14 protein-coding genes are annotated in these 22,171 nt (G+C 48.4%); 5 read left to right on the top strand and 9 right to left on the bottom strand.

The annotated features are described in order from the left end of the window. The first annotated feature begins 183 nt into the window (after positions 1 to 183). Both BC351_RS19710 and BC351_RS19705 read left to right on the top strand, forming a co-directional pair. Entirely contained in the window at positions 184 to 918 is a 735-nt protein-coding gene (locus tag BC351_RS19710) for a response regulator transcription factor (RefSeq protein ID WP_079414447.1), read from the top strand. After that, a complete protein-coding gene (locus BC351_RS19705) occupies positions 915 to 2,654 on the top strand; it encodes a HAMP domain-containing sensor histidine kinase (protein ID WP_079414446.1) in 1,740 nt (579 codons plus the stop codon). Before BC351_RS19710 ends, BC351_RS19705 begins: the two co-directional genes overlap by 4 nt. A gap of 90 nt (positions 2,655 to 2,744) precedes the next feature. On the opposite strand, the gene BC351_RS19700 is transcribed toward BC351_RS19705, so the two are convergent. The 6 genes from BC351_RS19700 to BC351_RS19670 form a co-directional block, all read right to left on the bottom strand. After that, positions 2,745 to 4,004: an alpha-L-fucosidase gene (locus BC351_RS19700; protein ID WP_158082155.1), complete on the bottom strand. Its 1,260-nt coding sequence runs from the start codon at positions 4,002 to 4,004 to the stop codon at positions 2,745 to 2,747. Positions 4,005 to 4,039: 35 nt separating this feature from the next. Beyond that, positions 4,040 to 5,734 (bottom strand): ABC transporter substrate-binding protein, encoded by a 1,695-nt coding sequence (locus BC351_RS19695; protein ID WP_244209098.1) that lies wholly within the window; start codon positions 5,732 to 5,734, stop codon positions 4,040 to 4,042. 126 nt (positions 5,735 to 5,860) lie between these two features. Next, positions 5,861 to 6,760, bottom strand: a complete 900-nt coding sequence (locus tag BC351_RS19690) for a carbohydrate ABC transporter permease (RefSeq protein WP_079414443.1) — start codon at positions 6,758 to 6,760, stop codon at positions 5,861 to 5,863. Between the two features lie 12 nt (positions 6,761 to 6,772). Then, positions 6,773 to 7,768 (bottom strand): ABC transporter permease, encoded by a 996-nt coding sequence (locus tag BC351_RS19685; protein ID WP_079414442.1) that lies wholly within the window; start codon positions 7,766 to 7,768, stop codon positions 6,773 to 6,775. A gap of 305 nt (positions 7,769 to 8,073) precedes the next feature. Further along, a complete protein-coding gene (locus tag BC351_RS19675) occupies positions 8,074 to 9,036 on the bottom strand; it encodes a metallophosphoesterase family protein (RefSeq protein ID WP_079414440.1) in 963 nt (320 codons plus the stop codon). 88 nt (positions 9,037 to 9,124) lie between these two features. Next, entirely contained in the window at positions 9,125 to 11,347 is a 2,223-nt protein-coding gene (locus BC351_RS19670) for a helix-turn-helix domain-containing protein (protein WP_079414439.1), read from the bottom strand. A 422-nt stretch (positions 11,348 to 11,769) separates the two neighbouring features. Between BC351_RS19670 and BC351_RS19665 the strand changes: the two genes are divergently transcribed. After that, positions 11,770 to 12,297, top strand: a complete 528-nt coding sequence (locus BC351_RS19665) for a hypothetical protein (RefSeq protein WP_079414438.1) — start codon at positions 11,770 to 11,772, stop codon at positions 12,295 to 12,297. A gap of 559 nt (positions 12,298 to 12,856) precedes the next feature. Here BC351_RS19665 and BC351_RS43490 read toward each other — a convergent pair. After that, a complete protein-coding gene (locus BC351_RS43490) occupies positions 12,857 to 18,478 on the bottom strand; it encodes an S-layer homology domain-containing protein (RefSeq protein ID WP_244209097.1) in 5,622 nt (1,873 codons plus the stop codon). A gap of 856 nt (positions 18,479 to 19,334) precedes the next feature. After that, entirely contained in the window at positions 19,335 to 20,165 is an 831-nt protein-coding gene (locus tag BC351_RS19650) for an SDR family oxidoreductase (RefSeq protein ID WP_079414437.1), read from the bottom strand. 98 nt (positions 20,166 to 20,263) lie between these two features. On the opposite strand from BC351_RS19650, the gene BC351_RS19645 reads away from it, so the two are divergent. Next, positions 20,264 to 20,677 (top strand): MerR family transcriptional regulator, encoded by a 414-nt coding sequence (locus BC351_RS19645; RefSeq protein WP_079414436.1) that lies wholly within the window; start codon positions 20,264 to 20,266, stop codon positions 20,675 to 20,677. 171 nt (positions 20,678 to 20,848) lie between these two features. Then, positions 20,849 to 21,454, top strand: coding sequence for an HhH-GDP family DNA glycosylase (locus tag BC351_RS19640; RefSeq protein ID WP_079414435.1), 606 nt, complete (start codon positions 20,849 to 20,851; stop codon positions 21,452 to 21,454). 84 nt (positions 21,455 to 21,538) lie between these two features. On the opposite strand, the gene BC351_RS19635 is transcribed toward BC351_RS19640, so the two are convergent. Continuing rightward, positions 21,539 to 22,129 carry a TetR/AcrR family transcriptional regulator gene (locus BC351_RS19635; protein ID WP_079414434.1) on the bottom strand — a complete coding sequence of 197 codons (591 nt, stop codon included), beginning with the start codon at positions 22,127 to 22,129 and terminating at the stop codon, positions 21,539 to 21,541. Between the last annotated feature and the right edge of the window lie 42 nt (positions 22,130 to 22,171).

Below are 22,171 nucleotides of genomic sequence, written 5' to 3'. Positions count from 1 at the left end.
CTGCGGTGACAAGAGACGAACCATACCTCCTGAATGTTCCAATAGGATGCTCATCCCCTATCCTACCAGCCACATTGAAACGGAGCCTAAACGAATAGCTGAACATCAGCTTAATTTCGCTCCCGCTGTTTAGGTTCTGTTCATGTGAGTATGCTACTATGGAAATGGAAAAGGGTGAAAACAATGACAAGTCTATCCGATATTAAAATTGCAATCGTCGACGATGAACCTTCGATTGTTACAATGCTGCAAATGGTGCTTCGCAGAGAAGGGTTTCAGCAGCTGTACGCAGCTTCTACCTGTGCGGAAGCTCTCGATTTAGCGAAACGTGAAGTCCCCGATATCGTCCTGCTCGACATTATGCTCCCCGACGGCAGCGGGCTGGAGCTCATCTCCAAGCTCCGCGAATTCGGGAATCCGCATATTTTCTTTCTGACAGCCAAGGCTTCAGATCTCGATGTCCTGCGGGGTTTCGCCATGGGTGGGGATGATTATATTACGAAGCCCTTCAATCCCCTGGAGGTGGCCGCAAGAATTCTGGCGCGTATACGCCGTCTAGAGCCGGAAGCCCCCACAGCGAGTCCGGTTAAGGGGTCTCAACCGGGCGTTTTCCGGTTCGGCCGCTTCGCCGTCAACGAAGCGGAGGGTGAGCTGATTGTAGAGGGACAGCCTGTTCCTTGTCCGGCGCAGGTTTTCCAGCTGCTGCTGCATTTCTGCAAGTTTCCCGGAATCGTATTTTCCAAAACACAGCTCTACGACAAAGTTTGGGGGATTAACGGACAGGGTGATGATTCGACCGTGATGGTGCATATCCGACGCATCCGGGAGCGGATCGAGATCGATCCCGGCAACCCGAAGCTGCTGCTTACTGTGCGCGGACTCGGCTACAAGCTGGTGAAGGAGCCGCAGGAGCGATGAAGATCCAGCGGCGCATGGCATTCCACTTCACATATCAATTGATTTTCTATGCCCTGCTAATTGTGGCTATTACTCTGGTTGCCTGCATCCTATTTTTCCAGAACATGACGAGTAATGAGATACGCCGGAACTTTCCGGTTGGCGTCCTGCAGCAGATCGCTCAAGAAGCGCATTACAAGGATGGGACGATTGAGATCTCCCCTGAGTGGGAGAAGCTCATCGTGGAGAAAGGAATGTGGCTGCAGGTTGTCAGTGCCGAAGGCGAGGTAATCTACGCCGTCAATACAACTCCGCATCACACGCTGCCGACCTCCTACTCCATCGCTCAACTGCTCGATATTCAGGAGACACGAACGTTTGGGACGTATGCCGTACACACTCAGCTGAATTTTTCTTTCCAGGAGCCGCTTCTGTATGTGCTGGGCTACCAAAATCCTGATCTTGACCAGCTCGTGGCCTGGTTCGGCGCTTACGAACAGCATGGAATTGTGCGCAGCGATGCAGTTCCCTTCTTAGACCAGCAGCTGCACGAATCCGGCAGCTATCTTCAGGTCATCGATCCCGAGAGCCATATCGTACAAGGCATCGGCGATGAAGCTTACGTGCAGAAGGCATATCGACCGCTGGATATCCTGGCCATCCAGCAATCTCCCAGCAACTATGACACGAATATTGTCTCTCATCTGGACAAGCCGAGTGGAATGACCTGGATCCTCTATACGTCCCATGCAGTGGGAGCCCCTCTGAAGCATCCTGTAATGGAATCGGCAACGCGAGGCCTCGCTTGGTTTGCAGGCCTGATCCTGCTCTTGGCGCTGCCAGTTTCCATCTGGCATGGCTACCGCTACGGTCAGCCGCTGATTCTGTTCGCCGGCTGGTTCGAACGCATGCGCAAGGGGCAATACGACCAAGTGCTGACCGCCAAGGACATGCGCAGGGTATTCCGCCGCAACGGGACGATGCGAATCAGCTACAGGCTCTACAAGGAAGTGATCAAATCCTTCTATCAGATGACTCATCAATTGGCTCAGACGGAGAAGGAACGGGAGCGGCTGGAGAAGGCGCAAGCGGAGTGGATGTCAGGAATCTCCCATGATCTGCGCACACCCTTGGCCACGATTCAAGGCTATGGGTATATGCTGGAGAGCCTGCCTGAGCAATGGAGCCATGAGGAGATGCGGATCATGGGAGCGACGATTCGGGAGAAGGGGGATTATATGCTGGAGTTGATCTCCGACTTTTCTTTGATTCATCAGCTCAAGCAGGGGGATTCGATCATGAAGGTTCGGGAGATCGACTTGGTTGAGCTGGTGCGCTGCTCCGTACTGAAGTACGTCAACGACACCATGATGTCTGAGTATCGGTTTCACTATGTGGGGGAGGAGCGTCCCCTGCTAATCCAGGCTGATGAAACCTGGCTGGTGCGGCTGATGGACAATTTGCTGTCCAACGCCGTGAAGCATAACCCGCCTAGCGTGATCGTCACTGTCTCTGTCGGCAGGATGAACGACAAGGCATACATACGAGTAATCGATAATGGCAAAGGGATGGACGAGGAAACGCTGCATCATTTATTCAATCGCTACTACCGGGGAACGAATACCGAGGAGTCGACGGAAGGCTCCGGCCTTGGGATGAGTATCGCCAAAACCATCGTGGAAACGCACGGCGGTGAAATCCAGGTACAATCCAAAGTGTGGCAAGGCACGAAAATTGAGATCCTGTTGCCTTGCTGAGCAAACAAGCCAAATATTCCATCCATGCATACGTAAAACATCCCGATGTATTAAGGCTTTGAGCCACATCGGGATTGTTTTAGTATATTCTCATTTTCCCTCACCAGCATGATGAAAGCTTAGTCCTTGCAGTACCGCCTCTTGATCACTTTCAGTGATTTCAACGATTATGCCCCGGATTCTAATGGTCGGGACACGAATAATTGCCTTATGTCCGATATGCTGTCCCTCATAAATGGTCACAGAGCGTCTTGTCTTTTGGGTAATGACGCTAATCTTGAAGCTTCTTACATTTTCGCCAGCACTCAGATCCTCTTGGATGACGATTTGGTCGAGCAGCTGAGCACACTCAGTCTCGTAAACCCAGCAATTCCCTCTTCTTTCACATTGCGCAAGTGTGGCGAATGGGCTGCCCCAATGCCTGCGAATTTCTGAACCGAATTCCAGAAGCCGCTCCACATCCTTCTCCGGAAGCAAACCGTTGCGATCCGGTCCAATATTGAGAAGCAAGTTTGCCCCCCTGCCGACGGAATGATAATAAATGCCCATAAGTTCTTCCACACTTTTCAGGGTATGTTCATCGTTATCGCTATAAAACCAATTCCCCCGCATCTGGACGTCACACTCCGCAGGCAGCCACAGTCGATCACCCAGCTGCTCCTTCTTCTCCGTCAAAATTGAAAACTCCGTCGAATCAACCTCATTCCAGCATGGAACAGGTGCAATCCCGTCCTCGTTTCCAACCCACCGAAAATCCGGATCTCCCATATTAAAAATTAAAATATCAGGCTGCATACGGCGAATTTCACCGATAATCCGATTCCAATCATACGAGTGCCCTTCAGAGCCGCAGCCGTCAAACCAAAGGATGTCGATCTCTCCATACTGGGTGAGCAGTTCAGTTATTTGATTGACGAAATAATCGTCATAGGCCTTCGCATTCTGGGTGTAAAAGTCGGCTGAACCATCATACGGTGAATAGTACAAGCCTGGTTTTACACCATATTTTCGGCAAGCATCCACAAATTCGCGAATGACATCTCCTTTCCCATCCTTCCACGGAGAAGCCGCCACACTAAATTGACTGTAACGGGAAGGCCAATTGGAAAAACCGTCATGATGCTTCGCAGTTAATACGGCATAGTTCATTCCCGCTTCTTTGGCCGTTCGGATCCATTGTTCGCAATCCAAAAGAACAGGGTTGAAAGCAACCGGCTGCATTCGCCTTTCATCAAAATCAACATATCCTTCATAAAAGGTGCGCAGTCCAAAATGAAGGAACAATCCGAATTCCCAATCTTGAAATGCAAGCTGACGGGTTGTAGGGGTTAACTTTTCAACAAGATTCATATAATCCGACCTTTCTTGTCCCATTTGTTCACTAATTACTTTTTGGCAACCGCCTTTTGATAAATTTCAATATATTTGCCGAGCTGCAAGCCATCGAAGCCTTTTACATAGCTGTCCCAATCTTTCTCGATGTCTTTGCTTCCCGTTATAAACTGCGCCATGTTGGACTTGACGTAATCGCGAATTGACGTCTTCAGTTGAGCCGCAACTTGTGCGTCTTCCAATGCGATGAATACGCTGGACGGGTAATTCTGCTTCGATTGAAATGGTTCATATTTGGCCGATTCACGCTTCAAACGAACCTCGTATGCACCTTCGGCAAGCGGATCCTGTGAAGCTGCCCAAGAATCGCGATATTGGAACGTGCGGAGCGACGGGCCGAGCTGATCCCAACGGTCGTTATATGTCGTTTTGGTTTCAACATCAGGAATAATCGCATATTTCGCTTGCTTGCCGTTCATATCCAGCTCGCCGTCCTTCGCTTTGCGCCATCCTTTGTTCTCCAGACCGCGTTCTTCGAGCACAATCGCTTCTTCCGTGTACAAGTAGTCGGCCATGCGGATCGCAGCAATTTGCTGTTCTTTCGTCGCTTTGTTCGTAATGGCCATTTGCGAGTTGCCCACTCCTGCAAAATATCCGGCTTGCTGCACGCCGTTTGGTCCTTTGAGCGGAGGTACGGTGACATATTCTTTGTGGCGCGGGTGCTTCTCGTCCGGGGAATGCGCATAACTGATCAGTGCAGTGGTGATGCTTCCCATCACGTTTGCGTCCTGGCGGTTGCCGAGCTGCTGAATGGCATCGGAGTTTTGTGTGAAGGACGCCGGATCGATCAGACCTTCCTTATAGAGCTTGTTCAGGTACAGCAATCCCTGCTTCCATTCTGCTTTATTGGCTGCTAGCTCCACCTTGCCATCTTTTAACTGGAGGAAAGTCCCACTGTCTTTGTCCACCTGGTCGTCGATGATGAAAGCATTCATCAAGAAAGAGGCGACGTTCCCTGCCCACATATCATCGGAGCCGGTAAGCGGAATTTCGTCCTTTTTACCGTTGCCGTTCGGATCTCTTTCTTTAAAAGCTTTCAGCACTTCGTAAAACTCATCCGTCGTTGTTGGCATTTTCAGCCCAAGCTTATCCAACCAAGACTGGTTAATCCACATTTTTTGAGCATAATTGCAGTGATAGCACTCGTTTACTTGCGGAAGCGCATATATGTTGCCGTCAGGCGTCGTGATGGAACTCTTCAAGTAAGGCAGTTCAGCCATGGCCTTCTTGAAGTTAGGCATATACTTATCAATCAAATCGTTCAGCGGAATAAACACGCCCTGTTTGCCATACTTCATCTGCTCTTCTTTGGTTAAGCTCCCTTGCAAAATCACTTCGGGATAATCGCCGCTTGCCAGCATTAGCTGTTTGCGGTCGTTAAGTGCTTTATCTGGTACGAGATCCCATTTGATCTGAATATTCGTCTTGTCTTGGAGGTATTTCGTAAAGGAATTGGTCTCCATATTCTCGAGTACGGCAAGCTGCGGTGCAAACATTTTGATCGTCATAGGCTTATTGACAATCGGAAATTGCCCAACAGGTGAAAATACGTCGCTTGCTACCGGCGCTCCGCCTGAAGGTATATTGTCTGCAGGTTTACCCGAATCCGTGCTGCATGCGCTCAAAACGAGCGAGAAACAGAGGGCAGCTCCCAAAGTGCCAGTGTAAGATTTTTTCCACTTTTTCATCTTGTCGACGCCTCCCATTTTATTAAACTATGTCATTTATGCATTAGAAAGTATTCCTAGCTGATCTATGCTGCACCGCTGCTGCACCACCTCCTTTATGGTTGGGCATGGGGTACCTTCCAAGCGTTATCCTTTCAATGAACCGATCATGACGCCCTTCACAAAATACTTTTGCACGAATGGATAAATGATCAGAACGGGCGCGCTCGCAACAACGATTAGCGAATACTTGAGCAAATCTTTCAAACCTTGCTGAGCCAACATCTGATCCACCTTGGAGACCATGGTTGGATCTATTGTGTTCAGAATAAGAATGTTGCGCAGCACAATCTGGAGTGGGAACAAATCCGGCGATTTGAGGAAAATCAAAGCATCGAAATAAGCGTTCCAGTGGCCGACCGCATACATCAGCGTCAGTACAGCCAGAATCGGCTTAGAGAGAGGAATGACGATGCTCACAATGAATCGCAAATCGCTGCAGCCATCGAGTTCGGCGGCCTCAGCAATCTCATCGGGAATCGAGGTCTGGAAAAAGGTGCGAGCGATAATCACTTGAAATACCGCCATCGCTCCCGGTAAAATCATCGCCCAACGCGTGTCGAGGATGTGCAGGCTTTTCACAACGAGATAGAAGGGGATAAGCCCACCGTCGAACATCATCGTAATGACTAGAAGCACCATGATGGCATTTCGGCCGAAGAACGTTTTTCTGGCAATCGGATAGGCAAGCATAACGGTCAAAACGACGTTAACGGCTGTACCAACTACCGCATAAAAAAGCGAATTCAAGTACCCGGACACGATTTGCGGATTGCGGAACACCGCTTTATAGCCTTCGAGCGTAACGTCTACAGGAAACAACCACACCTTGCCAGATACGACGGCTTGCGGTGAGCTGAACGATGAAGAGATGATAAAAATGAGTGGAAACAGGACGATAATCAACACTAAGCTCAAAAAAAAGTAGATGCCGACTAGAAACAATCGGTCGCCTTGCGATTCGCGAATCCTTGACGCCTTCAACATAGATGAGCCTCCTTACCACAAACTCGAATTGGATAACTTCTTGGCCAAGTAGTTGACACCCACGAGAAGAATCAGGTTGATAATAGAGTTGAATAACCCAATGGAAGCAGAAAAGCTGAAGCTAGAGCTGAGCAGGCCCACCTTGTACACATAGGTCGAAATGACCTCAGACGTGCTGACATTTAGGGGATTTTGCATCAGATATACCTTTTCGAAGCCGATCTTCATGATGTTCCCCATATTCAATATGAGCAGAATGATAGACACCGGGATTAGACTCGGGATATCAATACTGACAATTTTCTGCAACCGGGACGCACCATCCACTTTGGCCGATTCATACAGTTCAGGGTTAACCCCTGCCAAAGCAGCTATGTAAATAATAGCCCCGTAACCCGTATACTGCCATACATCCGACCAGACATAGATCGATTTGAACAAGCTGGGAATTCCCATGAAATTAGTATTTTCCACGCCTAGTAATTGCATAAATTTGCTTATGATCCCAACGTTCGGCGACAAGGTTACGATAAGAATAGAAACCATGATAACGGTTGATATAAAGTAAGGCGCATAAGTAATCATTTGCACGCTGCTTTTGAAGAAACCGTTGCGTATTTCATTCAATGCCAAGGCTAACAGGATTGGAGCTGGAAATCCAACAAGCAAACCATACACACTGATGCCAAGCGTATTCTTCATATACAGCCAGAAATTCGGCGATTCGAAAAACTGTTTAAAATATTCCAAACCAACCCAGGGACTGCCCCAAATGCCTTTGATGACGTTGTAGTCTTTGAACGCAATGACGACACCTGCCATAGGTATATATTTGAAAATAACTAAATACAGCATCGGCAGTACTATGACCAGATACAACTGCCAGTGGCGCTTCATCTTTTTCCTAATTAATTGTAAGGATGATTTGCTGGCGGCCGATGCCTTCTGATAGGGCTTGTTTTGCCCAGAAGGAACGGTCGCTCCCAATTCCTTGTGCATGCTTGACATATGCTCCTTCTCCTTTCATTTGAACTGATCCCCCGTTCACAACTCCATAGTAGACTGCGCAAACCGTTTGCTGCAAGAAACAAGAATCGTGGGCTTAACCGTTTTCGCATATGCTGAAAAAGCTCTTTGCAAACCATTTTCTACCGCCGAACCAAATTCACTGGCTCTTACCGCAAGCGGCTTCTTCGCGAAATTCACTGAATCTTGTATCGAAAAGGCAAAAAGCCGCAAGGTCCAATTATGAACCTTGCGGCTTTCTCCATTTCTTCCCCCTCGTCAGCCACAGTCCCGGCATCGCGCCTGTCCTAATGAGCGTCCGGCTTGTGCACTGGCAATTCTGCAACAAGACCGTCGCGCTGGCGGATCCATGTTTCGAACTGTCGATCACCCGCTGTTAAGCGAATGACTCTTGCGCCAGTTGGAAACTTGTCCTTGCGCACACCATCTTCGTAGCTAACATAACGTGTTGACCGTCCGTAGCAAAGGCGGATGCCATGCAGCATTCCGCAATAATCGTTCGCGTGATCATGACCAACAAACGTGCCCATAACATCGCCCATTTCCACCATTGCAGCGAACATGCCGGAGTTTACTCGCGGTGAGCTGATCCAGTCGCTGCAATGACCCTCGCACACTTTCGTTCTCCACACTTCATCGTATTCCGGCAGCGGGATATGGAAAAATGCCAGAGCAGGCAAAGGCATCCCGCCATTCCGCTCGGCCAATTGCCGAGATTCGGCTGCATACCACTCGATTTGATCGCGGCGAATCCAGTCGTACCCGCCTATGGCACTAATCTGCGAGTAATCGCCGCTATCGAGGAAAAACAGCGAAGCCGCCGCATTCCCCGTCCGATCATCAACCGTCAGCACATAATTGCCCGCTCCGCTCACCCCCGGAGGATCCGCTTTGGCAATGCAATATGCATGAAGCAGCTGCTCTTCATGCATTCGATTTCGCGGCACGGTACCTTCTGAATCATGATTGCCAAACACCGCCGCCCACGGCACGCGGTTTTCTTCCGCGACGGCGACCGCGCTGCGGAATGATTGAAGCGGAGACTTGCATCTCTCGCTTGCCGTCACGTCGCCCGCAAACACAACAAGATCAGGCTGCTCAATGGCGATGATCCGTTCCATCGTCGCCTTCGTTATCGAATCGAGGAGTGGCGTCTCGGGATCCCGATCCTCAGCGTCAATAAACTCCACATCGGAAAACTGCACGATGACGAATGTTCCATCCTCACGAAATTTCAACTTCTTCTCCAACGCATACACGCTCCTTTGTGGTTTCTTCTTCTCTTGTCTTCAAAAAGCAATGGTTGCGGCGAACTTGGCCCGCGAAGACGAACCTATTTCACCCATGCTGTCTGCGCGCCGCTTCTTCGCGGAATTCGCTCGGGGAGCTGCCCACCACTTTCTTAAATACACGGCTGAATGAGATCGCGCTTGTATAGCCAACCTGCTCAGCAATCTCCTGTATAGTAGTCTGCGTTTCCGTGAGGAGGCGCTGTGCAACCTGCAGACGGATATCGAACAGGAAGTCGACGAATTTCTGCCCGGTCTCTTCTTTAAACAGTTTACTTACATATTTGCCATTGATATTGAAAGTAGAGCTCAGATAATCCAGCGACATATTCGGGTTCGCATACTCTTCTTCGATGAATTTCCGCATATCGCGGATCGTAGCGCCATGCAGACGTCTGTCCTGCGCTTCCTGCAAACCCGTGAATAGGCTATTCAGCACGGCCACAGACTCTTCCCGCATTTGCTCGAGTGAATGGGATTCATCGATGACTTTACTGAGCTTCGGCAGACCATCCGTGGTCCAGATCTCTTGAAACTCCTTCGTCATACCCGCCATTTCCCGTCCCAGATAATAAATCAAATAATTCATCAGATTCATGATTTCATCTTTCGTCAACAAACCCAGCTTCACTGTACGAAAAAGCTCGTCGTACTTCGTTTTCCATTCTTCTTCGAGAAGTCTGAACGACTGGATGATCGATCGGATTGCATTTAAATGCGAGTACACCTCAACCTGACCCTGATTGGTGATGTGTTCGCTAGTAATGAGTCGGTTTTCTCCCAGCACAATTTTGTATTTAAGCGCCCTAAGCGCTTCTTTGTACGAATTTGCTGCATGGGAAAGCTCTGCAACCTGCTCACCGATGCCAATCGTGACTGTAAACTTCAGATTATCCTGCGACCATAAACGAACGTTCTCAAAAAGCTCGCGTATCACGGAATCTTTGGCTTCCACCGCACTATCGACAAATACCATGGCGCTGAGCTGAGATGCCGAAGTCCACTCTGCCCAAAGCACCAGCTCATATTTCGGAGCTAGCTCCTGAATGACGCTGCGCAGTGCGAATTTAAGAAGATTTTGGTCTCTGCGTGAGTATTGGCAGCAAAAATCAGGGTATTTATCGATCTCTGTAACAAGCACCACTTGTCTGTCGTAAGCGTATGGAAGCTGCAAACTGCTCGTTTCTACCATCCATTCATCATGGGTTAAACCCGTGTCGCCTTCAATGAGCTGATGGAACAAGTACCTCATTCGTAAATGCCTGTCTTCTTCGTGCTTTTGCTGATACTGATTCGATTGTTCAATAATATTGGACAAGGCCGATTCGATGAACGAAAATTCATCTCCTCCCTCCTTAGACAACGGAAGACGGTAACCGCGAATACGGTCTACGATCTGCTCAACTGGCTTCGAATTGCGCCTAGTCACATAAAGCATCCATGCCAATCCAAGCACAATCATCGCGATTCCGATAATAAACCAAATGTTATACAGTGATGAGATGACATGGAACACCTTTCCCTTAACAAGTCCGCTTTGATACGACCATCCGGTATAGCTCGATACATAATTGGAGAAAATTCTTGATTGTTCTTTAGCATTCAACCCGCTAATCAACTCGCTGCCTACGGCGTCCCGAATCCCGATAAAGCTTGTTTTCGGATCGTACAGGTCGGCGATGCTGTTCTGGAAGGAATCGGTCGCCACATTGATGACGATCAATCCTTTCTCGCCTGTGATGAAAGGCGCCCCCCGTACAAGACTGACGACAGGCTTACTGCCTTTCACAGAGAACTGCTCGAAACTTCTTACTCCCGACCAGGACTTGGATGCCAGCGGGTCCATAGCCTTTTTAATAAATGGCTCATCCAAGTAGTTGCTAAGTTTATCGCTTGTTGCATTGCTGAGCACAAAACTATCTTCGAAACGTACAAAATAGATCGAATCAATCAGGGGATACGAAGAGATCATATCCTGCATTTTTTTTACCGCGCTAATGTTAATGAACATGTTATTTTTCTCTTCATTATTGAAGAAATTGATCAATTCCTTATTGTTGATTGTTTCTGTCATTACCATGTTGTCAATCGCTTTTAGAGAGGTGTCAATCAGACGCATCGCCTGTAAGGACAGTACTTTGTTGGCGTTAAGCGCCTCCTTGCGGTTTTGTTCACTTAGTATCTGAAAAAACATGAAAAATGTAAACGTGACCATAATAATAAAAATTGGCATATAGGAAAGCAGTAATCGATTAAATAACGTTTTCCTCATGTTTTGCCTCCATTTTTTTAACGGAATGACGGTGGGAAAAGCAGAGTGTTCATGCCGCAATCTTTTGCGTCCATCTACAAGTGTACACGCTCACTTCTGAAATCGTCCATACAAAACACAAGTCATATGTTTTCCGAACGTACCCTCATTAACCATAAATGCAGCTATACATTATGTAATATGTAGTACATTCCGGCACAATTTTCAACGAACAAAATTCTACTGGGCAAACCATTTTCTACTCCTAACGTAAGCGTCAAACCCTTTTAACCTTCAACGGCCTAGACATCCATGAGAAAATGAGAGTATTTTGAGTAAAATTATACAAAAACTGAATGATATCGTATATAATTAGAAATGGAAATTAAATCCATACTGGTCACATGTACTAAATACCACAATGAAGATGGGACGGTGTTTTTTTGTCGAAGCTGTTTATTAATATTTTCGGCATTATATTCATTCTGTTAGGTTTTGTTTTCTTTTTAGTCAACGGATCGTCAACTCAGGATTTTGATCTGGGCCACTATATCGGAATCATAGCTCCCACATTGGTTATGATCCCTATCGGCCTATATTTGCATCTAAGATTTTTTTCTGATGAACGAGCGCGGAAAGCAAGGAATATCGGAGTCGGCGGATTTTTGATTGTTGGAGGGATTTTTGCCCAGATTGCGATGGCTTACGACAGCTGGACATATATGTGGCCTGGTATGCTAATCGCATTATCGGTGGGATTGCTGGAAATATACATTTTTGCAGACAGGTCGATAAAGTTTATTCTTTCTTCATCTGTTCTTTTTGTACTCTCCCTTATTTTCTTTATGAATGTTTTGGGCGAAATGGTCATGGGGAATCAAAACCAAAAATATATATATTCTATCGGCTTTTTCCTGATCGGTCTTTTACTTTTATTTATTAACGGCTTCTCAAAAACGAAACAAAGGTAGCACATTTTGAATTTCATTTCAAGGAACAAATGAAGTTGGCTGTTACGAATTACATGGCTCCCTCCTTATGGAATATTAGCCACTCGGCATTCGCCGAGGCTGACGTGTCTCATCAAACAAATTTTTAATCCTCCCTTTTTTACTGGAGGACTTTTTGTTATCTCCATTTTTCGAATTGATAGTAATCGTTCGATAATAATCAAAAAACATCATGGAGCCCATAAAAAATCCGTTTATGACACAACCTGCTTTGACCCACCGCTGAAATTGAAAAGTACCAGGAAAACTTCAACGTCCGTTAGCAGTTGGAACTTGGCAAGCTTCGCTGGTACTACCCCTTTACAACAATTCGGATGGACCTGTAGGTATTCCTTTTGCCGTATCAAAATAAATTGTAATGAAAACGCAGCCCCGAGTTGATTAGGGGCTGCGTCATTTAGTAAAAATTCTTATTCCGTATGATATAGGATCATTTTAACCTTACTTGCTCTTTTCGCCTGCATGTTCAACAGAACCGTTACTCTGTGAAAATCAGTGTCGTTTCTGCTCCTTGCAGACATTAATTCAAGGAATCCAAAAGTTTCCTAACTTGTGGATTAAGGTTCAGTGCATTCAAAATGATCGTTAGAGCTTCCGCACGCGTGGATTTGCCCTTCGGATCAAATACACCATCGTTCTTGCCGCTGATGATGCCAGCTTCTGCTGCATCCTTAATTTGATTTGCTGCATAAGAGCTTGCACTTGCCAAATCCGTAAAGTTACCTTTGGAAGTATCTTTGTTTACACTACCCAAGTTTACAATTCGAGTTAGAATGATGACGATTTCTTCGCGACTGATCGTTTGGTCTGGCTTGAATGTTCCGTCGCCATACCCCCCAATTACCCCTGCGCTCATGAGTTTCTCAATAGTATCTTTTGCCCAGTGATTGCTTATATCATTCAGAGCAACGGAATGACCAGTCCCCCCGCTAATATCAAATACACGAGAAATGAGCGTTGCGAACTCCGCACGTGTGATATTTCCATTAGGTTTGAACTCTCCATTCCCATAACCATCGATAAAGTGCAGCTTCACGAATGTATCGATCGTCTTTTCAGCCCAGTGCCCCTTAGTACCAGTTAATTCAACCTTATCATTAGCTTTCTTAGCTTCCGCTACCTTGGACTCGATTGTTTTGATTAAATTTGCTACATTAACAATGCTCTTGAATGCATCAACCGTAGGTTTTGTAGGTTCAGGAGTCGGTATTGGAGCAGTTGATGTAGTCGGTGTTGGTGTTGGTGTATCGCTGCTGCGGGATGGCTCTCTCGGCGTCACCGCATTGGAGGCAGCGGAAGCCATGCTGCTGCCCGCACTATTAACAGCTTTTACTGTAAACGTATAGGTCGTGTCGTTTGACAGTCCCGTAACCCGGATCGGGCTTCCCGCCCCCGTTGCCGTCATGTTCCCCGGCGAGGCTGTGACCTCATAACCGGTTATGGCGCTTCCTCCATTAGATGCAGGGACGGTGAAGCTGATGGTGGCTTGTCCATCCTCAGCTGTTGCGCTGACTCCCGTTGGTACTGACGGAACGGTTTTCGGCGTTGCGCTCACTTCGTTGGAAACTGCGCTATCTCCTCCCGGATTCGTTGCTTTGACGACAAAATAGTACGTTGTGCCATTCGTCAATTCGGTTACATCATAGTTGTATACAGAACCGCTTACTGTGATGGGCTCCGAGTCATAGGTGCCGGAAGAAACGCTTTTGAATATTTTGTACCCCTTAGAACCGATCACCGGAGTCCAAACCAAGCTTATTTTTCCATCGTAAGCTTTGGCAGGCTGCAGTACCGGCGCTCCAGGCGCTGGGACTTGCGGCGTTGCGTTCACTTCATTGGATGCTGCGCTGATTCCTGCCGGATTCATGGCCTTGACGACAAAATAGTACGTCGTGCCATTCGTCAATCCTTTCACATCATATACTGATCCGCTTACCGTAGCCACCGCCGCTCCATAAGTGCCGGAAGCGGTTCTCTGGTACACGGCGTAGGTTACGGACCCGTATACTTCACTCCAAGTCAGAAGGACATGGCCGTCCCCACTTGTAACGGATTCCACTTTCGGCGCAGCTGCGCCAGGCCAAGGAAGTGTCACAGCCATGCTCGTAATCTGCGCCAGACCGCTGGCGTCGAAGGAAAGCTGTGCTCCCGTCACCTCGACTGCATTCGTTGCGCCGAGACCAGTGAAGGTTGCTACACCCGAACTTGCCGTTGCCGTCGTTGTTCCCGTCAGCGTCCACTCACCCGCATCCTTCTTCGATACCGTCACAACGGTAGTGTTGTCGCCCATGCTCGTGTTGCCGTAAACATCGCGAAGCACTACAACCGGCTGCTTCGCAAACGCGCTGCCGTTGCTGTCTGGAGCCGTTATGTCTGAGCTCAGCGCCATCTTTACCGCGCTTCCCGCCACTGGCACCAGGATAAGCGTATTGGCCGCAGGCGTTGCTAAGCCCGCCACGCTAAGGCGGATCGTTTGCGCCGCTGCTTTGTTCAGCTTCAGGTTCACCGTGGCTGCACCGCTTGCAAATGTGATGATGGTCGTATTCGACGTTGCCGTCAAGTCCGTCCCGTTAAAGCTGCCATAGGAGTTGTCCGGCGCTTGCGCGTAACCGGATATTGTCACATTGCGCTCTCCGCTGAACGTCGTATCCGTGTTCCCCAGTGAATCCTTCACGGTCAGCGAGATCGCATTGTCCGCGCCTACTGTGGGAGTAGACGTGGCAGCCGATGCGCTAACGGTGTGTGCCGGCGCAGGAGCTGGAAGCGTTAACGACGCGCTTGCAATTTGTGTCAGACTGTTTGCGTCAAAAGCAAGTTGCGCTCCTGTCACCTCGGCTGTATTGGTTGCGCCAAGGTCGGTAAAGGTGGCTATACCCGCGCTTGCCGTCACCGTCTTCGTGCCGATCAGCACCCAAGTACCCGTATCCTTCTGGGATACCGTCACGTCAGTGCTGCTGTCGCCCGTACTCATATTGCCGTATACGTCTTGAAGCGTCACGACGGGCTGCTGCGCAAACGCGCCGCCGTTGCTGTTTGGAGCCATAATGCCCGTGGTCAGCGCCATCTTTACCGAGCTTCCCGCCACTGGCGCCAGGCTAAGCGTATTGGTCGCAGGCGTTGCTACGCCCGCCACGCTAAGGCCGATCGTTTGCGCCGCTGCTTTGTTCAGCTTCAGGTTCACCGTGGCTGTGCCACTTGCAAATGTGACACTGGTCGTATTCGGCGTTGCCGTCAAGTCCGTCCCGTTAAAGCTGCCATAGGAGTTGTCCGGCGCTTGCGCGTAACCGGATATTGTCACATTGCGCTCTCCGCTGAACGTCGTATCCGTGTTCCCCAGTGAATCCTTCACGGTCAGCGAGATCGCATTGTCCGCGCCTACTGTGGGAGTAGACGTGGCAGCCGATGCGCTAACGGTGTGTGCCGGCGCAGGAGCTGGAAGCGTTAACGACGCGCTTGCAATTTGTGTCAGACTGTTTGCGTCAAAAGCAAGTTGCGCTCCTGTCACCTCGGCTGTATTGGTTGCGCCAAGGTCGGTAAAGGTGGCTATACCCGCGCTTGCCGTCACTGTCTTCGTGCCGATCAGCACCCACGTACCCGTATCCTTCTGGGATGCCGTCACGACAGTGCTGCTGTCGCCCGTACTCGTATTGCCGTATACGTCTTGAAGCGTCACGACTGGCTGCTGCGCAAACGTGCCGCCGTTGCTGTCTGGAGCCATAATGCCCGAGGTCAGCGCCATCTTTACCGCGCTTCCTGCCACTGGCTTCAAGCTCAGCGTATTGGCCGCAGGCGTTACCACGCCCGCCACGCTAAGGCCAATCGTTTGAGTCGCCGCTTTGTTCAGCTTCAGGTTCACCGTGGCTGCGCCGCTCGCAAACGTGACGCTGATCGTATTCGGCGCTGCTGTCAAGCCCGTCCCATTAAAGCTGCCATAGGAGTTGTCCGACGCTTGCGCGTAACCGGATATCGTCACATTGTGCGCTCCGCTGAATGTCGTATCCGTGTTCCCGTTCAAATCCTTCACCGTCAGCGTGACCGCATCGTCCGCACCGACTGTGGGAGTGAGCGTGGCAGCTGCTGCGCTGACGATCTGTGCTGGCGAAAGAACCGTAACGGCGGTTGTTTTCGTGTGCGTTGTAGCGGTATCCGTCCACGCGCTGCCGTTCCATGTCTGCTTTTTGAAGGTAGCCGTTACCGTGTAGCTGCCTTGCGCTGTCGTGGCGTACGTGGAGCTATAGCTGCCACCGCTTAAGGTGAACGTGCCTGATTTGCCGCTCTCCGTCGAAGACCAGCTTGTCGGGACGTACCTTTCATCTCCATTCATAGCTCCTGGTTCCGACTGCCGGTCTCCGCTTGCCGTCAGCGTCACGGAACCGCCCGCTGTGACGCTGCTTGGGCTGGTGCTTACACTGTTGTTCGCCGTGCTGGCCAGACTGGCTGCTGCGTTCGCTGAATAAATGGCTCCATTGTCGCCCACCACTGCATACGTGCCGCTGCCGTAGGCGATGCCTTTGATAGAACTTGAGGTTGTGCCCAGATTGACCAATGTCCAGCTCACACCGTCACTGGAAGTCAATATCGCTCCAAAAGACCCCGTCGCTACAAACGAGCCGTTGACGTAGGAAACCGAGTAAAGATGACCCGTGTTGCCTAGCGTGCGGCTCGTCCAGTTCACACCGTCACTGGAAGTCAATACCGTTCCACTGTCCCCTGCCGCTACATACGTACCGCTGCCATAGGCAGCGCTTCTAAGAGCACTCGTTGTGCCGGACGTACGGCTCGTCCAGCTCACGCCGTCACTGGAGGTCAGGATTGTTCCATCTAACCCTACCGCCACAAACGTGTTGTTGCCGTACGTGATACCAGTCAGGTAATTCGTAGTGCCCGATGTGCGACTTATCCAGCTCACGCCGTCACTGGAGGTCAGGATTGTTCCATTGCCCCCCGCCGCCACAAACTTGCTGTTGCCGTAGACGACGCCATAAAGTTCATTGGTAGTGCCCGACGTGCGGCTTGTCCAGCTTACTCCGTCACTGGAGGTCAATATTGTTCCACTAGACCCTCCCGCCACAAACTTGCTATTGCCGTAGGTGATGCCCAAAAGAGCACTCGCGGTGCCCGACGTGCGGCTTGTCCAGTTCGCTCCGTCATTGGAGGTCACTATCGTTCCGATCGCTCCCACCGCCACATACGTGCTGCCGCCGTAGGCGACACCAATAAGAGACTTTGTAGTACCGGCCGTGCGGCTTATCCAGCTCACACCGTCACCTGAGGTCAGTATCGTTCCACTATCCCCTACCGCCACATACGTGCTGCCGCTGTAGACGACGCCCCTCATAGCATCCGTGATGCCCGACGTACGGCTTGTCCAGCTCATTCCGTCACTGGAGGCCACAATCTTCCCGGCATCCCCCACCGCAACAAACTTGCTGTTGCCATAGACGACACTTTTAAGTGAATTCGTAGTGCCGGAAGTACGGCTTGTCCAACTCACTCCGTTACTGGAGGTCAATATTTGCCCGGTATACCCAACTGCCACAAACGAGTTGTTGCCGTAGGCGACGCCATAAAGATTTCCGATACCCGACGTGCGGCTTGTCCAGCTTACTCCGTCACTCGAGGTCAATACTCCACTCAACCCCACCGTCACAAACGTGCCGCTGCCGTAGGAAACAGCCTCAAGTAAGTTTGTGGTGCCCGACGTGCCTTTCGTCCAGCTCACTCCATCACTAGAGGTCAGTATCGCTCCATTACTCGTCACCACCACAAACGTGCTGTTGCCGTAGACGATGCCGGTCAGATAATCCTGAGTGTTCGATGTGCGTGTGGTCCAGCTCACTCCGTCACTGGAGGTTACGATCAATCCACTAGACCCTACCGCCACAAACATGCCGTTGCCGTAGCTGACGCTATAAAGAATCCCATTGGCAGGTGTAACGCTCGTCCAGCTCACAGCGTCACTGGAGGTCAATATTGTTCCGCTATTTCCTACCGTCACAAACTTGCTGTTGCCGTATACGACTCCATTAAGATCGTTACCTGTGGGCAGCGGACTCCGAGCCGTCCAACTGCCAGGCGTAGCCGCCTCCACAACGGGAGCTGCCGGGATGACCCCAGCTAAAAGAAAGAATACTGCTATCAAAAAGATACAACGTCTGATCACCAACTGCTTTCACTCGCCTTTCGTTACATTCTTCTTTAGATCGAACTTCATTCTATCAAACGGTTCTCACAAATTTCTCACAAGTTTCTCGCAATACCGTCATTTAATGTCGAAAAACCAAAAAAAGCAGAGAGAATCGGGTAGAAAGCTATCCATTGCTTCTCGACGTAAGCTCCGGCTTAATCCATGTCGACCCATGAGATCTCCCACGTAAGACGATTCATTTTCCTTCCATGTACCCGCATCATTTACATTGGTATATCCGTGTAGTTGATTGGACTTCGGCTTGTGTTACAGACTCATCCCATAGATATTCGTGTTCCTCGGGTCGGAATTTTGCCTCCAGCTTCCTTCAGATTTCACCTCACGATATGCTCTTGACTAGTGGTTGGTAACTACAAACCTCCACAGTGGACTTTCACCACCTAGTTAATCACCATGCGTGGCACACAACAAAAAAGCACTTGCTTTATCAAGAGCTTCTGTAATAAATAATAAGACATCGCTACGCTGAATACGTTGTTTACAGAATTAAGACATCTCATCAACAAAGTAAGAATTTCGACTGTTTTCCCTACGTTGTGTACTATGAATAGTATGGATTTCGCTAGTATAGATAACTGACATTACCCGCAAACGTACGGATAAAAATGTAAGAACCCTCCAAGTCTGGAGAGTTCTTTTTATGAGTGATATAAAGCTGTTCGTTTAACTAAAGTTTTCCGTCGTTTTTCGGATGCCAAGAACTTGATGTCATCCTCATTTCCTTCCAATTCCCTTACAAATCTCGAAGATGAGATGGTTATTTTTTGTGACCTTCTTCATTTATCTAACGCTATTTTGTGAAATAATGTCCTTGCTCCAGATCTGCGAGAAGCCCATGTTGGACAGGCTTCCAGCCGAGCAGTTCCTTCGTCCCTTCACTTGATCTTGCTAAGTCAAGCGACGCGACCATGCCTAGAAAACCGAAGATCGCTTGCGCCTCTTCACGCGGTATGCTAACTACCGGCACATCCACGTGACTACCTATGACGCCGGCAATGTCGCTGAACGGAATGCCTTCGTCGTCCACGCCATCCAGTCGTGAGCCTGCAGGCGCAGATTCTACAGCGAGGCGGAACAAAACTGCCGCATCCAAGCGATGAATCGCTGGCCAACGGTTAGTGCCGTCTCCAATGTAAGCCGAAGAGCCTCTTTCCCGGGCGATCCGGATTAATTGCGGCACGAAGCCTTTATCTCCTTCTCCATGAACGGAAGGTGCTAGCGAGACGATCGATGCTCTCACGCCTTGTTCTACAAACGCAAGCGCCGCATCCTCCGATGCTTTGCCATTAGCATGAGCTGTGATAACAAGTGGTTTACCGGAGCCCGCAAGTCCCTCTCCCATTGCTTCGATGGCGCGAAGATCAGTTGCTAGTGATGCGGCGAAATTAGAGAAATCGTGGTTAAATGCCAGATGAATAACACCGTCTGAAGTGGCTGCACTGCTGCGCAGTAAATCCAGATCCTCTAAAACACCGCGAGCTACTTCAGCTCCCAAGCTTTCTAATACTTGAGCACCACTCTCTGAACGAGTCAGACCTACTACCTGATGGCCCGCACCGATGAGTTCGCGGACAACTGCTGTACCAATATAACCTGCTGCACCTGTAACAAATATACGCATAATAGTTTTACGCCTCCTTAAGCAATTTGACGAAGATACTACTCTAGTCTAAACTATGAAGTAAACTCTAAGGCAAGCGTTTGGAGGTATGATTGTCTATGAAAATTCAAGAATTAGGAGACTTGATGGGTTTAACACCCCACACCATTCGTTTTTATGAGAAGGAAGGCTTGCTCGACAGCAGGCATATTCAGCGAGAGAAGAATAATTACCGCAACTACTCAGACGAAGCAATTGGACGGTTAAAGCTGATTAAGAAATTTCAAGGCATCGGCTGCTCGTTAGCTGAGTTGAAGACGATTTTGCAGGATCACGATACGAACGCACGCACGAACCAAGAAGTAATAGAATGGATTCTTCAGAAGATCAATGAGATCGAGCGCAAGAAGGACGAATACGATCATATGCTTGTAACGCTGAATTGGATGCTGACATACAGGAAGCTGCTGAATGAAGATCCACAGCAAGCTGAGGCTATGATGGCGGAATTACGTCTTCGAATTAACATCTAGCCGTATAAATCGTGAAAAAGCTCTTTGGACGTAAATTCCGTCACAAAGAGCTTTTCGCGGCTCACAAAAAATAACCATCGCATATTTCGAGGCATCGACTGCTCGTTTAGCTGAGCAAATTCAAGTACCCATCGAGGACTAGTGTCTTTGAATTCCAAGGAGAGTGGAACTATGAGTGACATCTTATCTAAGGCTAACCAACTAATTACCCATCTTAAATCTCTAACTGACTTTGTTATTGTGGATGAAATTGATACTTATGAACATATGGGCGCATTAATTGTCGATGCAATACTCCAATCAGGTATTAAATATGAAACTGTTGTGAAGCCAAGGGTTGAAAGAATTTTGAAAGATTATCCTGAAGTTAGAACAACCACAGAATTCCTTAAAATCTTGACAGAGAAAGCTCCTGCACCTTTATTAAACTTTGGTGGAGATAAGCCAATGAGATTATTAGAACTAACCTGTTTCTTAAGATTAGAAGGTGTTGAGACAACACATGATTTACGTAACTGGTTGGATAAATCTGAGAATAAGACAAGATTGATGAAAATAAAAGGAATCAAAGATAAGACGGTTGATTATTTGGGTATTTTGGCAGGTCAAGATACTAATGCGGTTGACCGCCACATGATTAACTTTTTGAAACAAGCTGAAATCGTTTCGGTTAGCTATGGAGAGATACAGGAAATAATTAATTGTGCTGCGGATATACTTGAGGTTCCAAGAGCACATTTCGATCATAGTATTTGGACATATATGTCTAATCTCTAGTGGTCGAATTCATGCGCCAATGATACCCGCCAATGGCAAGATGAGCCGATATTAAAGTCCCTCATTCTCTTTCTCCTCGTCCCCTTACTTTTTATTCGAATCAGGGCGCCGCGGATTGACCATGCCAAAGATATGATACGGTGTTATCCCATTTGCAAATAGGCTATCTACCAACTTGACCAATTCTTCCGACGATAGATCTTTGCCGTTGCGTATCCAAAGGCGAAACATAGATATTAATGTTGATATGTAAAACTCAATTATGTATGGTGCTAAGACATCATTTGTTGGAAAGTCCACAATCAATCTCTCAAAGGAAATTTCTCTTTTCAGGCGTTCAACAAAATGAACAGAACCATAGTCGCCCAAGAGGGCTTTAAGAACTGAAATCTCCTCTGCATTTTCCAAGCATTGAAGTGCATCTTGGAAAGTATGTGTAGAAAACTCTCTGCCTGCCATTTCCTCGTTAATGGATTTCAAAACACGCTCTTCAACGCAGTCCAACAACTCATAGATATCCGTAAAGTATTGATAAAATGTACTGCGATTATATCCTGATTGGTTAGCAATCTCTTGAATGGATATTTTTTCAATTGGTTTTTGGCTATATAAATCACAGAATACATTTATAAATGTTTGCCTTGTTTTGTCCGTAATTTCAGGTTGCTTATTCATTATTTGCCTCCATTTTTCTGTTCAATCGATTATACGACAGAT

The sequence above is a fragment of the Paenibacillus ferrarius genome, assembly GCF_002027705.1.
Classification (GTDB): Bacteria; Bacillota; Bacilli; order Paenibacillales; family NBRC-103111; genus Paenibacillus_E; species Paenibacillus_E ferrarius.
The sequence above is the reverse complement of the archived record's forward strand: the minus strand, read 5'-3'. Positions and strand labels throughout refer to the sequence as shown.